The 15,308-nt window shown below is 65.5% G+C and carries 12 protein-coding genes; 3 read left to right on the forward strand and 9 right to left on the reverse strand.

Features of this window, described 5'->3' with window-relative positions:
• Window positions 1-6: 6 nt before the first annotated feature.
• The 6 genes from QLQ15_RS02465 to QLQ15_RS02490 form a co-directional block, all read right to left on the reverse strand.
• A complete protein-coding gene (locus QLQ15_RS02465) occupies window positions 7-1,413 on the reverse strand; it encodes a metal-dependent hydrolase family protein (protein ID WP_283211278.1) in 1,407 nt (468 codons plus the stop codon).
• 65 nt (window positions 1,414-1,478) lie between these two features.
• Window positions 1,479-1,928 carry an outer membrane lipoprotein gene (locus tag QLQ15_RS02470; RefSeq protein ID WP_283211279.1) on the reverse strand — a complete coding sequence of 150 codons (450 nt, stop codon included), beginning with the start codon at window positions 1,926-1,928 and terminating at the stop codon, window positions 1,479-1,481.
• 249 nt (window positions 1,929-2,177) lie between these two features.
• Window positions 2,178-2,732, reverse strand: a complete 555-nt coding sequence (locus QLQ15_RS02475) for a DUF2058 domain-containing protein (protein ID WP_283211280.1) — start codon at window positions 2,730-2,732, stop codon at window positions 2,178-2,180.
• Window positions 2,733-2,825: 93 nt separating this feature from the next.
• A complete protein-coding gene (locus QLQ15_RS02480; RefSeq protein WP_283211281.1) occupies window positions 2,826-4,217 on the reverse strand; it encodes a vanadium-dependent haloperoxidase in 1,392 nt (463 codons plus the stop codon).
• A 1,036-nt stretch (window positions 4,218-5,253) separates the two neighbouring features.
• The gene (locus QLQ15_RS02485; protein WP_283211282.1) at window positions 5,254-5,892 is read right to left on the reverse strand and encodes a hypothetical protein; all 639 of its coding nucleotides are present in this window, start codon (window positions 5,890-5,892) and stop codon (window positions 5,254-5,256) included.
• 129 nt (window positions 5,893-6,021) lie between these two features.
• Window positions 6,022-7,017, reverse strand: coding sequence for an alpha/beta fold hydrolase (locus QLQ15_RS02490; protein WP_283211283.1), 996 nt, complete (start codon window positions 7,015-7,017; stop codon window positions 6,022-6,024).
• 280 nt (window positions 7,018-7,297) lie between these two features.
• On the opposite strand from QLQ15_RS02490, the gene QLQ15_RS02495 reads away from it, so the two are divergent.
• Both QLQ15_RS02495 and QLQ15_RS02500 read left to right on the forward strand, forming a co-directional pair.
• The gene (locus QLQ15_RS02495; protein WP_283211284.1) at window positions 7,298-8,176 is read left to right on the forward strand and encodes a hypothetical protein; all 879 of its coding nucleotides are present in this window, start codon (window positions 7,298-7,300) and stop codon (window positions 8,174-8,176) included.
• Window positions 8,177-8,397: 221 nt separating this feature from the next.
• Complete coding sequence (locus tag QLQ15_RS02500) at window positions 8,398-8,718, forward strand: excalibur calcium-binding domain-containing protein (RefSeq protein WP_283211285.1); 321 nt, start codon at window positions 8,398-8,400, stop codon at window positions 8,716-8,718.
• 52 nt (window positions 8,719-8,770) lie between these two features.
• Here QLQ15_RS02500 and QLQ15_RS02505 read toward each other — a convergent pair whose 3' ends face one another.
• Complete coding sequence (locus tag QLQ15_RS02505; RefSeq protein ID WP_283211286.1) at window positions 8,771-9,013, reverse strand: XAC0095 family protein; 243 nt, start codon at window positions 9,011-9,013, stop codon at window positions 8,771-8,773.
• Between the two features lie 337 nt (window positions 9,014-9,350).
• Here QLQ15_RS02505 and QLQ15_RS02510 point away from each other — a divergent pair, with 337 nt between their 5' ends.
• Window positions 9,351-10,235, forward strand: a complete 885-nt coding sequence (locus QLQ15_RS02510; protein ID WP_283211287.1) for an HNH endonuclease — start codon at window positions 9,351-9,353, stop codon at window positions 10,233-10,235.
• Window positions 10,236-10,551: 316 nt separating this feature from the next.
• On the opposite strand, the gene QLQ15_RS02515 is transcribed toward QLQ15_RS02510, so the two are convergent.
• Together QLQ15_RS02515 and aceE are read right to left on the reverse strand one after the other, a co-directional pair.
• Window positions 10,552-12,498, reverse strand: a complete 1,947-nt coding sequence (locus tag QLQ15_RS02515; protein ID WP_283211288.1) for a P-loop NTPase fold protein — start codon at window positions 12,496-12,498, stop codon at window positions 10,552-10,554.
• Window positions 12,499-12,571: 73 nt separating this feature from the next.
• The gene (aceE, locus tag QLQ15_RS02520) at window positions 12,572-15,271 is read right to left on the reverse strand and encodes a pyruvate dehydrogenase (acetyl-transferring), homodimeric type (RefSeq protein WP_283211289.1); all 2,700 of its coding nucleotides are present in this window, start codon (window positions 15,269-15,271) and stop codon (window positions 12,572-12,574) included.
• Window positions 15,272-15,308 lie beyond the last annotated feature (37 nt).

The following is a 15,308-nucleotide window of genomic DNA, read 5'->3' on the forward strand; positions in this document are numbered from 1 at the left end:
CGAATCCTAGCGGGTGGTGTTCTTGAAGATTCGCCCGTTCTTCACGATCACCACGAAGTTCTTGGCGGGGTCGGTGATGAGCTGGATGTCCGACAGTGGGTCGCCGTCCACCAGGAGCAGATCGGCCATCGCGCCTTCTTCCACCACGCCGAGCTTGCCGGGGTAAGGATTGCGCTTTCCCGACAGCGCCAGCAGCTGCGCGTTGGTGCTGGTGGCCATGATGAGCGCTTCGGCTGGGGTGTACCACTTGGTCAGGCTGGCCAGCAGCTGACCCTGCCGGCGCGCCAGCGCCGCGGAGAACAGCACGTCGGTTCCGAACGCCGTCTTGAGCTTGTACTTCTTCGCCAGCTGATAGGCATGGTCGGTGCCCGTCAGCACCTCCCTGCCCTTTGCATATTCTTCGGAGTCCGGTGGGAATGCGCGGAGCAGTTCTTCCGGAAGCGGCTGGATGCTCAGCCAGGTGCCCTTGGTCGCAAGCAGTTGCGCGGTGGCATCGTCCATCAGGTTGCCGTGCTCGATGCAGAGCACGCCGGCATTCACCGCCTGCCTCATCGCGTCGGGGGTGTAGGCGTGCGCGGTCACGTAGGTGCCCCAGTTGCCCGCGGCCACCACGGCCGCCCGCAGCTCTTCCGGACTGAACGTCACCACGTCCAGCGGACTGTGCGGCGAAGAAACGCCGCCGCCGGCGGTGAGCTTGATCTGCGACGCGCCGTGCATGAGCTGCTCGCGCACGCGGATGCGCACTTCGTCGGGCGTGTCGGCGATGGCCGTGTCGCCCAGGACTTCCGTGCGGGATTCGGACACGCCCAGCGTTCGCGGCAACTCGATCGGGCTGCGGAAGTCGCCGTGCCCGCCCGTCACGCTGATGATGGCGCCGGACGGATAGATGCGCGGACCGGCCTGCCAACCCTCGTCGATGGCGCGTTTCAACCCGAACGAATTGCCGCCCACGTCGCGAATCGTGGTGAAGCCACGCTGCAGGGTATCGGACGCTTCCGCGCCCGCCATCAGGTTCAGGTAGCCCGCCGTGGCGGTCATGGCGACGGCGATGGTCGGCCGCACCGCCATGGAGTGCCAGTGCATGTCGATCAGCCCTGGCATCAGCGTGCGCCCGCCGCCGTCGATGACGGTCATTCCGGCTTCCGTCGGCACATCGCCGGTGCCGATGCTGACGATGCGATTGCCGCGCACCAGCACGTTGGTGGCGCTTTGCAGCACCGGATCGACGCCATTGAAGACGCGGACGTTCTTGAACAGCACGCTGGTCTGCGCAGGCGGAGGTGCCGGCGCGGACGCGGTGTCGTTGCTGGCGGCCGGTGCGGTCTCGACCTGCGCGCGCGTGTCGGGCTGCGGATTGCCGCCGCAACCCGATGCAAGCAGTGCGCTCGCCAGAAGCAGTGCCTTGTAGCGCATGTGCGGTTCCCTCCCCGGACAGACGGCGCCCCGACGAGCGAGGCGAGCCGTGTGAGGTCAGATCGTCAACGGCTTACCCGCGTGTTGGCTCCATCCGACGAAACCTGCACGCGATCGCCCACGCGGAACTCGTTCACCGAGCCTTCCTGTGTGACCGCGATGGTCCGCCCGGACTCCAGCTCGACGGTAACTTCGATGCCCTGTCGCCCGCCGCGCGCCATCCGGTTCCCCACCGCGCCGCCCGCGACGGCACCGGCCACGGCACCGGCCGTGTTCGCGCGTCGCCCGCCGCCGATGGTGCTGCCCGCGATGCCGCCCAGCGCCGCACCGGTTGCCGTTCCGACGCCGCGGTTATCGTTCTGGATGTTCACTGCCAGTACGCGCCGCACCTTGCCCCACTCCACGGAACGGGCGGTGCCGACCTCCGAGCGGCCGACGGTCTGGGCCATGACGCCGGGTGCTGCGGGAAGAACCAGTACGAGACAAAGTGCAAATGCATGCAGCCTGACGTTCATACCGCCTCCGCTCGCCGTTGTGGGATCGGCGAGGCGAGAGTGTCGCGCCGGGCAGTGAAGCGGCAGTGAATTCGCGGCGGCGGCTGGCCCGTGCGCCGCGCAGTCGGATCATGGCGCGATGGGATCAGGTCGCGCGCTCCCACCCGGCGGTGTTCTCAGCAATGCGAGAGAGCAGACGAACATCCCGCCCGCTCGCCGACGATGCTCTTCGACAATCAGGCGCGCTGCCCGACACAGCGCGCCTAAAGATCACCAGATCAGGTCGTCCGGCACCTTGAACTGCGCGTAGTACGCATCGTCTTCGGCATTGCCGGCCGCGGGCTCGGCGTCCGCCGCCTGGCCGTGATCCACCACGATCATGCTGGCGTCGCGCTCGCGCACCTTATCGGCGGCGGCGCGCGGCAACAGCTCGAAGCGCTCGTCCAGTCGGGCGATCACGAGGACGCCGGAGGACACCTTCTTGCGAAGGTCCGCGTCGAGCAGCAGCGTCTGGATGACGCCGTCCACGGTGAAGCGGTATTCGGTCTCGCCGGTGCGCGGCACCTTCCGGTCCTGGATGATCTGCCGCGCCTGCGCGCGAAGTTCGGTGATGCGCTTGTGCACCTTGCGCTCGGCTTCGAGTGCGCGGTCCCGCTCGGCCTTGAGGGCCCGTTCGCGCTCAGCTTCGAGACGGGCTTCGTTGGTCTGGGCCGGTCCCTTGGCGTGCCGGGCCTTGTTCTGCTCGCGCGCGACCTCGGCAACCTTGGACTTCTTGACGAGCCCCGCCTTGAGCAACTGTTCCTGTAGCGGATTCGCTTTTGCCATGACTGCAGGCTCTTTCCCGTGACTTCGCCTCATCATACCGCGGCCCTGAAGGGCCCCAGGGCCGCGGTAGCGAGTGCATCCGAAGTCACGCATTCACGGGCGCAGGTACCGCGCGTACACCCAGTCCGCCACTTCGTTGCCCAGGTGCAGGCCGGCGAAGCAGCCTTCCGGGTAGTGGATACCGGCGTAGACGCGGCCCATCGCCTGTTCGGTCTCGGCCTGCGACAGCGTCTTGTACGTGCGCGTGATCGCCTTGATGGGCAGCTCCGCCATCGGCGGCGGCAGCGGTGCGGCCGGCGCGTTGATGGTGCGGGTGAAGCCGATGGCGTTGGTCTGGAAATAGCGGCGCAGCATCTGCGCGGCCGCGCCCGTGGCGGACGTGGAGGCGCACGGGTAGTCCGGGTACGGCGGCGTCTGCAGGAACGGCCGCCAGAACGGATCGCTGCGCGTGTTCGGGTTGCCGTCGTCCGGCCAGCGGATGGCGGTGACGGGACGCCAGAAGTTGTAGAGGTACTTGCTCTCCATGTTGGTGATGAACGCGTCCGCGATGGCCATGTCGACCAGCGCGAACAGGCGTGCGTTCTGCCAACGGTCCAGGCCGCGGTTGGCCGTGGCCAGGCGCACGTTGGCGTTCCACTCCAGTGCGCCGCCCGCCCAGAAGCGCGGGATGTCGCTCATCTCCGAATCCGGCGCGGCGCCGCGCACGCGTGCGTCGCCCACGCTCTTCACCAGGTTGTACTCGCTGGCGTATTGCGCGCTGCGCAGGTTGAGGATGGTTCCCTTCGGCGCACGGAACTGCGTGGCGCTGGTCACCGCGAACGGCGTGACGTACGGCCAGCCGGTGAACTGCGGCGTGGTGCTCGCGGGGAACTCCGGCGCCGGCGTCGGCTGGTGCACGCCCGGTCCGGGCGGCAGCGCATACGGCGGCGAGTTGGGTGTGCCGGATCCATCGGTCGGCATCAGGCCGCCCATGCCGTTGTCGGCATAACGCAGCGCGAGCATCGCCGTCGCGGCGGCTTCGCCGGCGGCGATGCCCGCCGCTTCGCTCGCGCTGGGCGCACCGGGCCCGATGGCGGTGGCGTAGGCGGCGTTGATCGCGTTGATGGCGTTGGTGCGCGCCGTGGCCTCGGCTGGCGACGGCGGTGGCGGCAATGCATTGAGCATCGCCAGCAACGTGGTGTGCGCGGCCGCGGCCACCGCGGCATCCGGCGACGCGCCCGGGGCTGCGTGCGGAATGGTGTTGTACGACTCGTAGCGCGCATCGATGCTGTTAAGCGCGTCGTGCACGGCGATCTGCACGATCGCCATCACGCGGCTCTGCTGCTGCGGCCCACCGAAACGCGGCCCCACGGTGGGCCCACTGGCCAGTGCATTCCAGTCGGTCACCGAATCGGCCTGCACTGGCAGGGCGATGGCGAGTGTGAGCGCGGCAGCAAGCCGCCAACGGCGCACGGGACGCCGGACAGCGTGGATCGACGGATTCATGACAATGTCCTTTGGGGGGAAGGAGGCGCGCCGCGTCGGGGCGCATATGCCGATAACGCGGAACGGCGCACTACATGACCCCGTCATGCGTCGCGACCGACAGAAGGGCGCGACGTGGCATGGATGTTGGTGGCAAGCGACGTGCGTACGCATGCCGTCGCGTGTTTCATTCCTGATAGCCTTTCAAGGCGAAGCGTCAGGCGTTGGCGCCTGCACCCCGCCCCATCCACCGCCGGACGATGGTCACCAGCGTGAACGCGCCTCCGAAGACCCGCGTCACGGCAACCCGAGCATCGCGAGCCCGATGCCGGCCTTCAGCCCATTCATCACGCGGGTCTACAGCTTTGCTGTACGCGCGAAGGCGCGTATTGGCTTACGGCCTTTCAACTGAGAACCGTCTGATATCTACGTCGGAGCAGAATCTCGAAACTCGATCAATTCACTGAAACTGGATGTAGCAATGGTCGCGAGACTCTTGACGGCGCTATTGCTCGGAGTGATCGCTCCGGGCGCAATGGCTGCGGACTGCGATGCGGTTCACAACGGAGCGGTCGTCTCTGGGCAGGCACTGCTAGGCAGCGAGGCAGGCAAGGTGACCGTAGGAGAGGGACGTGTGCCCTTCTACAGTGCGCCGAACGATGAATGCCCAACGAAGGGAGTCTTTGTTTTGTCCGGCGAGCTGCTGATTGCAACCTGGGCTTCCGGTGACTTCACGTATGTTCACTACCAGAACACAAGGACCGGAAGGGAAACCGAGGGTTGGGTGCATAGCTCGCGATTGAAGTGGACGGGGTATGGCGTCACCGATGACGTCATGGAGCGCTATGCACCCGTGGGAAGGTTTGAGTAACCCCTCACACCGCGCTGCCCACATGACTTCGCCAACCGGGCAGGCGAAATACATCAGCACCTCCAAGACTCCCGGGGTACTACTGGCGTAATCAATGCCTTCGCCGGGTAGCCACGTAGCCCGGGTGAGCGCAGCGCACCCGTGGCCACGGTCGGCCAACCGCAAGCCCGCGTGCGAAGGCGAATGTCAGTGCTTGGGCGGCGTCTCGACGCTGCGCGGTGCAGGCGCCGGTGTGCCCTGCTTGGCCGCCGCGGCACGCATCATCTGGCCCATGCCTTCCAGGTTGCCGGTGAGCAACATGCCCCAGCCGTCGCCGTTGGGACGCACGCTCACGACCTCCATGCTGGTCAGGGTGACCTCGTTGACGGTGGCCGAGGAGCGCGTGACCACGTGCACCGTGTCGCCCTCCTTCACCGAGCCCAGCACCTGCGTTTCGCCCACTTTGAGGGTCATGCCGGGCTTCATCATGGTGCCTTCCAGCAGCGCGCGCATGAAGTCGGCGGGCGCGAGCTTGGCGATGGAGTCGGCCGTGGCTTGCGGCCCGAACATCGCGCGTGCCATGAGGTCCGCCTGGGGCCCCTCGGGCATGGCCAGGATCGGCGCCATCATCGACTTGAAGCGGGCCAGTTCGTCAGGATGCATGAAGTCCGCGACGACGCCCGGCCCCTTCTCCTGCACCGCCTTGCCGGACCGCGCGACGAACGCTTCCGCCGTCTCGGCATCCTTGGCTGTCGCCGGCAGCATGCCGGCCAACAGAAGCAGCGCGATCGCGGCGATGGTACGCAGCGGCTTGAAATTCGATGTCTTCGTGCGCGCGTGTTGCATGGCATTCCCCCAGTCCGTTGTGCCGGCTGCATTGTGCCGGTTGGCCCGGTCCCGCGCGAGCGGGCTGGATGGATGGAAGCAACACGCGCGCCGATGGCCGCCCTCGACGCCACCCGGGCGGCCGTGCCACTACCGTGGTGAAAGCACCTCGATCACCGCCTTTGCCACCGCCTCCGGTGCGTCGATCTGGATCTCGTGCGAGGCCTCCGGCACGGCAACGCGTCGCCCCTTCTTCGAGGTGGCCGCCAATCGCGCCTGCGTCTGCTCGCGTGCCGTTTGCAGTGCCTTGCGCACATCGTCCGGCACGCCGGGCACGTCGTTGGATGCGGTGAGGACGATGACAGGCTTCGCACCATGCGACTCGTCCGCGGCAACGGGCGCGGCGAAGATCGCGGTGTTGGCATCGAGCTCGGAGCGCAGTGTTCGCCAGTAGGCAGGCTTGAGCTTGTAGGCACGCGACGCGGCCGCCACGGGCGCGCTCTGCCACGGCGGCGGCGCACGCAGGCACGACGACAGCGGGCCTTCGGCCTTGTCCAGCGTGCCGGCTTCGGCAGCCTTCAGGCAGGCATCGAGGAAGGCGTTGCGCTGGACGAGGCCGGCCTCGCCTTGTTGTTTCCACGCAGCGGGAAGCAGCGCGTCGGCGCCCTGCTCCGGCGGATCGACCAGCACCAGCGCGCTCACGTTCTTCGGATGCAGCTGTGCATAGCGACGCACGATGTTGCTGCCGAGCGAGTGACCCACCAGCACGATTGGCGTCTTGAACCTGGCTGCCTGGATGAGCGCGGCGAGATCGGCGACGTCGGCGTTGAGGTCGCGCGGCATTGGCCCTTCATCGCTGAACCCGTAACCGGCGCGGTCGTACGCGCACACGCGCGCCTGCGGCGACAGCAGCGCCTGCACGCGGAACCAGGTGGTGGAATCGGCATTTCCACCGGCTTCCAGAAGCACCGTGCGCGGCCCGTCGCCGATACAACGCAGGTTCAATGCACGACCGGGCGCGATGGTGATGCGCTGGCCGGCGAGGGCGTAGGTGTCCGGGGTTTGCTGTAGTGCACCCGGCGCAGCGTGCGCGGGCGCGAACATCGAGACGGAAGCGAGAAACGCAAAGCGTGCGATCGACTTCATCCTGCTCTCCATGCATGGGGGAATCGCATGCGCCGATTCGCTTCGGCGGCATGGCGGGGGCAAGGGTAGCCGACGACGAAACGCGAAACACCGGCGGGCGGCTACGTTTCGTCCTGCGTCTGGCGATTCGTTCAAGCGCCGGTTGGGATCCGGCGCCGCCTGGCACGGGCAAGGCAGTCCGTGCAGCAGGGCGGCCAGGTAGTTGCGCGCCTGAATGCGCGCAGACATCCGCCTTCGGGCTCCGGCGCTATCCTCGGCCTGCATCGCCCGGAACCCATGCGTGATCCGCTCCCGGCTCCTGCTGGCTGCTGTCGTGCTCGGCCTTGCGCCGACGGCGACGGCGCACGCGCGCGACTGGCTCATCGACCTGCATTACCTGCAGTTGCAGGAAGCCGCGCTGGGCGACGCCGAGATGTCCGGGCGCGAATCCGGCCTGCAGGTGCAGACGCCGTGGTTCGCACTCGGCGGCGGGCAGTTTGGTGTTGGCGCCGACTACCTCTACACGCACTACGACTACACCGGGCTCGACACCCGCGACCGCGACCTGCATCGCCTCGCGGTGCCACTGGACTGGCGCTACGGCGACACCTGGACGCTGCGCATCACCGCGCAGCCGACCGTCGCCACGTCGTCCAACATCATGAAGGACCTGTTCTCCCGCAGCACCGGCGACGACTTCAATCTCTACGGCCGCATCGCCGTAGAGCGCGTGCCCGACTCGGGCTGGGGCTGGCGACTGGGCGCCGGCTACGACGACCGCTTCGGCGACCCGCAAGCGTGGCCGCTGGTCGCCGCGGTCTATCGCCAGTCGAACCTGTCCGTCGAAGTCGGATGGCCGCAGGCGAGCGCGAACTGGTGGCCGAACGAACGTTGGCGCCTGGGCGTGGAGATCGCACCGGCCGGCGCACGCTGGCATGTCGTCAGCGACGAACGCGACGGCGCCGAATTCGATTACACCGCCGAAGCCTGGCGCGCCGCACTCGCCGCCGACTGGTCCTTCGCCGGCGGCTGGCAGCTCGCGTTGCAGCTGGGCAGCGAGTTCGACCGCCACCACGACTTCGAGGACGACACCGGCGCACGCATCGACACCGATGCCGCCTCTGCCGCGTTCGCGTCGCTGGCGGTGCGGTATCGCTTCGGCGATGACACGGCGCCGTGAGCGCGGACGACGCGTCGTCGAAAGCCGCACGCGATGGCCGTGTTCTCCACCGCAACCGGCAACAGCGCGCCGCGGTGGTAGGCATGTCGTCGGCACGGGATGCGCCCGTTAGCACCGGTGCGGCCGCTCGCGTGCGCCGGTCGTCGCTTGGACAGGTGGTGCGTGCCGCCCGCGGCCGTTTCCTGCGTTACCCTCCCTGCCAGCCGAACGGGGGGACGGCCATGGGGAAATGGATCATCGCGGCGCTGGCGCTCGCCTGTGCCGACGTCACCTGGGCACACGGCGGCGGCCTCGACCGCAACGGCTGCCACCACGACCGCAAGAACGGTGGCTACCACTGCCACCGCGGCGCGTCCGCGGCACCGTCGAACGACGCGCGCCCCGCCTCATTCACCCACACGCTGCAGCCCGCCGACGCGCGCAGTGTCGGCTTCCGCAACTGCAGTGAGGCCCGCGCCGCAGGTGCCGCCCCCGTGCGACGCGGCGACCCCGGATACGGCCGCCACCTGGACCGCGACGGCGACGGTGTGGGCTGCGAGTAACGGCGGACCGGGCATTCGCGACGTCTCTGAAAGTCGACGTTGACGTCGGGCGTTACGGCGGCGCCTCGCGCACCGCGCCGAGCACCTCGTCCAGGTAGAGCGCGATGCGCTCGAAGGTCTCGGCCAGCGCGTCGGGCGGAATACGCAACTCGTGCGAGGCCGACTCACCCCGCCGCTCGGCGAGTTGTGCCAGCAGCAACAACTGATCGCGCGCCTGCACCAGCCGGTGGTGCGCAAAGTCGGGCAACAGCACGCCGGCGAACGCGGCGGGGGATTGGCAAACGTCCTTTTGCATCGTGGGTCTCCAGCAAACCAGCCGGCTTGCGCCGCGGGATGCGGACGCAAGGTGTCGGGAGGTTCGAAAACCGTGGCAGTCGGCCGGGCTTATTTCCTCTCGCGAGGTCTTGTATTCGCCGCCCTCCCGACGCGGAGCTTCTTGCGTCGGACGCCCAGACGTCGGGCGTAAAAAACCCACCGGAATAACGGAGGTGGGTTCCGCTACCAATCGGAGTTTCGACGCTCCTTGAGTGCTAAGTCTCCGGACGGCACCGGCACAGATCAACGCTTCAAGCTCCTCTTCTCGAGAGAGTTTGTCGCGCGTGGCCTGGTACCCTGGTCGGGAGGAGAACGCCATGGCCAATGCCGTCTTCACCACATCGGAAAGCTCCGCGTACGACGATCAGATCGAGCGTTGGTACCACTTTCCCAAGACGTATCTCGCCCACGCCCAGCAGGCGGTGGGCGACCTGATCGTCTATTACGAGCCCCGCCGCACGACGGGTCCGAACAGCGCCACCGGACGACAGGCGTACTTCGCCATGGCGCGCCTGGACCGGATTGAAGCCGACACTACGCGCCCGGACCACTTCTACGCTTATCTGAGCCAGTTCCTTGAGTTCGATCGCGCCGTCCCGTTCCGCGAGCAGGGCGGCCTCTACTACGAGTCGGGACTTAAGAAGGACGATGGCTCGACCAACAAGGGCGCATTCGGTCGCTCGGTGCGACTGATCCCGCGTGACGAGTTCGAGCGCATCTTGCAGGTTGGCATGACCGCGCCCCTCACGGCATGGGAGCAAGCCGACCGCATCGCAGAGCCGGTGCCCGAGTACGTCACGCGCCCCATCATCGAACAGGTGGTGTCTCGCAAGTTCCGCGACGCCGCTTTCCGTCGTCACGTGCGTAACGCTTACAACAACACCTGCGCCGTCACGGGCCTTCGCCTCATCAACGGCGGCGGCCGCCCCGAAGTACAGGCCGCTCATATTCGCCCGGTGGAACAAGACGGCCCCGACACCGTCCGCAACGGCATCGCCCTCACCGGCACCGCGCACTGGCTGTTCGACCGCGGCCTGATCTCGTTCGACGACGACTACCGCATCCTGCTATCGCCGCATGGCCCGGATGACTTGGATAAGTTGATCCGTGCGGAGCGGAGGTTGCTGCTGCCGGAGCATCCGGAATGGAGGCCGCATGCCACCTACTTGCGATGGCATCGGGAACACAGGCTTAAGGCTTGATGCGGGACGTTAACCCGGGTGCGCTGCGCTTGCCCGGGCCACGCTGGCTGGGCACCTGATACGCGACGCAGAAGACCTCCGACGCTGCATGGACTACACGTAGTTCAACCCGGTGAAGCATGGGCACACCATGCGTGAGGATTCGCTGTACTCCACCTTTCCTCACGAAGTGCGCGAGGCCGGTTGCCGGCGGACTGGGCAGTGTCTGCTGGGAGTGATGGGGCCTGCGGCGAGAGGAGGTGATGGGTTCGCGGGCGAAACCCATCCTGCGGGCTAGAGGAAGGGCCACCTCCTATGGAACGCAAATGAACCCGACTCATTTCCTGCCATTCGTTTCAGCGCGGGCCGCATCGGCGCCGGCGTCCGTTCTGCCTCCAACTTCCTCCATAGACTCAAGAGCTGTCTTCGCATCGGCCATCAGCTTAGCGAGGTCGACAAGATTGTTGGCCACCATTGTTCCTCGCAGGTTGGCTGCTCGCGCCTTAAGGAGCTCTGATACTTGACCAAGCCAGATCGCCTCCGACACAAGCATTCGATTAGACGATTCAAACTCGTATCGCCTTCTGAATGTCATGCCCACCCGCTGCTTGTCCGACGGGGCGATAGCCAAATACTGGTCAACGAAACTGCTAGGCGCGATGAACTTCAGCAATGGCGTATCGTAGAAGCGGCTATCTCCATCATTTGTAACTACAAGCGCCCTGTAGAAGGCACCGGAATCAGTATTCATCAAAGTGAGAAGCTCCTCTGATCGCCTCGGAAACTGGTCGATCCGTTCCGCCTCAGCGCTATTACTCCAATGCGCGACCAGTTCTCGATACTCCAGGGAGCCTCTATCGTGAAAGCCGAGCCCGCCGTAGCCCGCTCCCATACTGATGTTCCGCAGCACGTCCTGGTCCAACGAAAGCCGACCTACCGCGCGCAAACGATCTAGCTGCAGCTTGGCTGTGTCCAGGATCTCGCGCCTTGATTCCTTATGAATTTCAAGGTCGGACAGCCAGAACAACACGCATGAGGCGTGCATGACTTCGCCAGCCCTTGTGTATAGGCCGTTCTTCAGTTCATGCGCGACCTGCGGCAGCAATTCGGAGATCTCTTCGTCGGTAAGGCTGGACGCGTGCCACAGTCGAACCCAACTGGGCTGCTGCTCACTTGAGAAGTAGCGACTGTTCCTAATTGACTGCTCGATCGCATTGACGTCAACAACCCCTTTATCAAAGATCGCGACCCAGAGCTCGTTGGACACTGGCTCGTCGACGAAGTCGATCCCAGAGTACTTCTTTGACACCCTTGCGTAATGGCCCCTTGCCCCCTCGTCATTCGCAAGGGAGCGCAAGTACCCATCTCGCGAAAGGTCTCTGATGTCACCCGGCACCATAGAACCGCTCTTTATCTCGAACGAGAGCGCCAAGTATCGAGAAATCAACTCCGCAACAACTGCACTGCTATCCCGAATATCTGGCGCGAGATGATTGAGCAGATCCTCTAGGTCAAACAGCGCGAGCCGGAGGTGTCTAAGATTCTGGTACTTAGATTCGGCAAACACCTCGCGAATCCTATCGTCGTTCTGCTTGAAGAACTTCTTTGCCGGTCCGTCAGCGAACTCGCCGACAAACGCACGTGCTGCCGCATCGATCTCGGGTTCGATCTCAAAGGTCTTACCGATGAGCTTCTCTTTGATCCTTAGGTAGGCGCGATGCTCGCGCCGGTCCGTTGCACTCTCAATCTCCTCCTGGCGAATGATCTCATCCTCATTGGCAACAAGGATCACTTTGAGATCTGAGTGCTCGACGAAATGATTGATGTACCCGAGAAGCTCCGCGATGGGAATCGAGCAGCGTTCGATATCGTCGAAGACCAACACAAAGCCTTCTGTGTTTGTCAGATAGTCTGGAATCTTGATCTCCGGGAGTTGTGGCGCAACTGATGCGTCGTCGCGCCCATTGCCATCCAGGTCGACTTTAATCGTCGCCCGAAGAAGACCCTTCAGCACCTTCCCCGCAAGCGCCATCCCTTTGGATGCGAGAACGGGGTGCAGAAGCCGGAATATCTCGCCTTCAATGGCATCCACAGACGTGATCCCATTCAAGCTGACATGCAAGACCTTGCCGCCGTCCCGTTCCAACTGGGCCAGCGACCTCTTCATGAACCACGTCTTCCCGGCCCCCCACCTACCTTTGACGAGCACCGCATAGCCCGGCGGGATCGGACGCTTGTAGTAGTGGTCCAAGAACAGTTCAATGTGGTCGTTTGGCGAACTCACCGAGTGCATCTCCTGATAATGACCCAAACGAAAAGAGGCGGCACTGGCCGCCTCTTTCGTAACTTCCTAGCGATCAAACCCCAATCGGATTCGGCTTTTCCCCGTCGATCTTGTACTGCTTGATCGCGCGGGCGACGTCCTTGCCGGTCATCTTGCCTTCCGCTGCCAGCGCCGCGATGGCGGCGTGGGCGATGTAGTAGCGGTCCACTTCGAAGTGGCGGCGCAGGTTGGCGCGGGTGTCGCTGCGGCCGAAGCCGTCGGTGCCCAGCACGGTGTACTTCATCGGCACGAATTCACGGATCTGGTTGGCGAAGGTGCGCACGTAGTCCGTGGCGGCAATCGCCGGGCCCTGGCGGCCTTCCAGCAGCGTGGTGACGTACGGCTTGCGCTGCGTGCCTTCCGGGTTCATGCGGTTGGTGCGGATGGCGTCTTCGCCGTCGCGGGCCAGTTCGGTGAAGCTGGGGCAGGACCAGATGTCGGCGGTGACGCCGAAGTCCTTGTCCAGCAGTTCCGCCGCTGCGATGGCTTCGCGCAGGATGGTGCCGCTGCCCATCAGTTGCACGCGCAGCTCGCCCTTCTTGGGCTTGCCGGCGTCCTTGAGCAGGTACATGCCCTTGATGATGCCCTCGCTTGCGCCTTCCGGCATGTCCGGGTGGGCGTAGTTCTCGTTCATCAGGGTGAGGTAGTAATACTCGTCCTGCTGCTCGGTGAGCATGCGCTGCATGCCGTGCTGCAGGATCACCGCGACTTCGAAGCCAAACGTCGGGTCGTAGCTGCGGCAGTTCGGGATGGCGCTGGCCAGCAGGTGGCTGTGGCCGTCTTCGTGCTGCAGGCCTTCACCGTTGAGCGTGGTGCGGCCGGCGGTGGCGCCCAGCAGGAAGCCACGCGCACGCATGTCCGCTGCCTGCCAGGCGCTGTCGCCGATGCGCTGGAAGCCGAACATCGAGTAGTAGATATAGAACGGCAGCATCTGCAGGTTGTTGGTGCTGTAGCTGGTGGCCGCGGCCATCCAGCTGGTGAATGCACCGGCCTCGGTGATGCCTTCTTCCAGCACCTGGCCTGCCGCGTCTTCGCGGTAGTACATGAGCTGGTCGCGATCCACCGGCTTGTACTTCTGGCCGTGCGGCGCGTAGATGCCGATCTGGCGGAACAGGCCTTCCATGCCGAAGGTGCGCGCTTCGTCGGCGACGATGGGCACGCAACGCGGGCCCACCTGCTTGTCGCGCAGCACGATGTTGAGCGCCTGCACGAACGACATGGTGGTGCTGATCTCGCGGTCGCCGGTGCTCTTGAGCAGGCGGTCGAAGGCGTCCAGCTTCGGCACCTCCAGCGATTCACTGCTCTTGCGGCGGCGCTGCGGCAGGTAGCCGCCCAGCGCCTTGCGGCGCTCGTGCATGTATTCCACTTCCGGCGACTTCTCGCCCGGGTGGAAGAACGGCACTTTGCCGTCGGCCAGTTGTGCGTCGGTCACCGGGATGTTGAAGCGGTCGCGGAACAGGCGCACGGCTTCGTCGTCGAGCTTCTTGGTCTGGTGCGTCGGGTTGAGCGACTCACCGGCCGGGCCCATGCCGTAACCCTTGACCGTCTTGGCCAGGATGACGGTGGGCATGCCCTTGGTGTTCACCGCTTCGTGGTACGCGGCGTAGACCTTGTGCGGGTCGTGGCCGCCGCGGTTGAGGCGCCAGATGTCGTCGTCGGACAGGTTGGCGACCAGCTGCGCGGTTTCCGGATACTTGTTGAAGAAGTGCTCGCGCGTGTACTTGCCGCCGAAGGCCTTGCAGTTCTGGTATTCGCCGTCGACGGTTTCCATCATCAGCTGGCGCAGCTTGCCGGCGGTGTCGCGCGCCAGGAGCGGATCCCAGTAGGAACCCCACACGGTCTTGATGACATTCCAGCCGGCGCCGCGGAACTGGCCTTCCAGCTCCTGGATGATCTTGCCGTTGCCGCGCACCGGGCCGTCCAGTCGCTGCAGGTTGCAGTTGATGACGAAGACCAGGTTGTCCAGGCCTTCACGGCCGGCCACGGAAATGGCGCCGAGCGATTCGGGTTCGTCCGTCTCGCCGTCGCCGAGGAACGCCCACACCTTGCGGTCGGTCTTGGGCAACAGGCCGCGGCCTTCCAGGTACTTCCAGTTGCGCGCCTGGTAGATGGCGGCCAGCGGGCCCAGGCCCATCGACACGGTCGGCACCTGCCAGTAGTCCGGCATCAGCCACGGGTGCGGATACGACGAGATGCCGCGGCCGTCGACTTCCATGCGGAAGTTGTCCAGCTGCGATTCGCTTATGCGGCCTTCCAGGAACGAGCGGGCATAGATGCCCGGCGAGCTGTGGCCCTGCACGCCGATGATGTCGCCCGGGTGGTCGCCTTCCGGGCCGCGCCAGAAGTGGTTGAAGCCCACGTCATAGAGCGTGGCCGCCGAGGCGAACGAAGCGATGTGGCCGCCCAGGTCGCCCGGCTTGCGGTTGGCGCGCACGACCATGGCCAGCGCGTTCCAGCGGATGATCGAACGGATGCGCCATTCCATCGCGTGGTCGCCGGGGCTCTTGGCCTCCAGGTGCGCGGGAATGGTGTTGATGTATTCGGTGGTCGGCGAGAACGGCAGGTGCGCGCCGGCGCGACGGGTGACTTCGACCATGCCTTCGAGCAGCTGGTGGGCGCGCTCGGCGCCATCGCGCTCGATGACGGCCTGGACGGACTCGATCCACTCGCGGGTCTCGGTCGGATCCGGGTCGTTCTGGAGCAGGTCGTTGATGACAGCGTGAAGAGACGTCATGCGTATCGCGGCCCCTATTGGCCGCGCCTCGTGTGGG

The organism is Lysobacter stagni (assembly GCF_030053425.1).
Taxonomy (GTDB): Bacteria; Pseudomonadota; Gammaproteobacteria; order Xanthomonadales; family Xanthomonadaceae; genus Lysobacter_J; species Lysobacter_J stagni.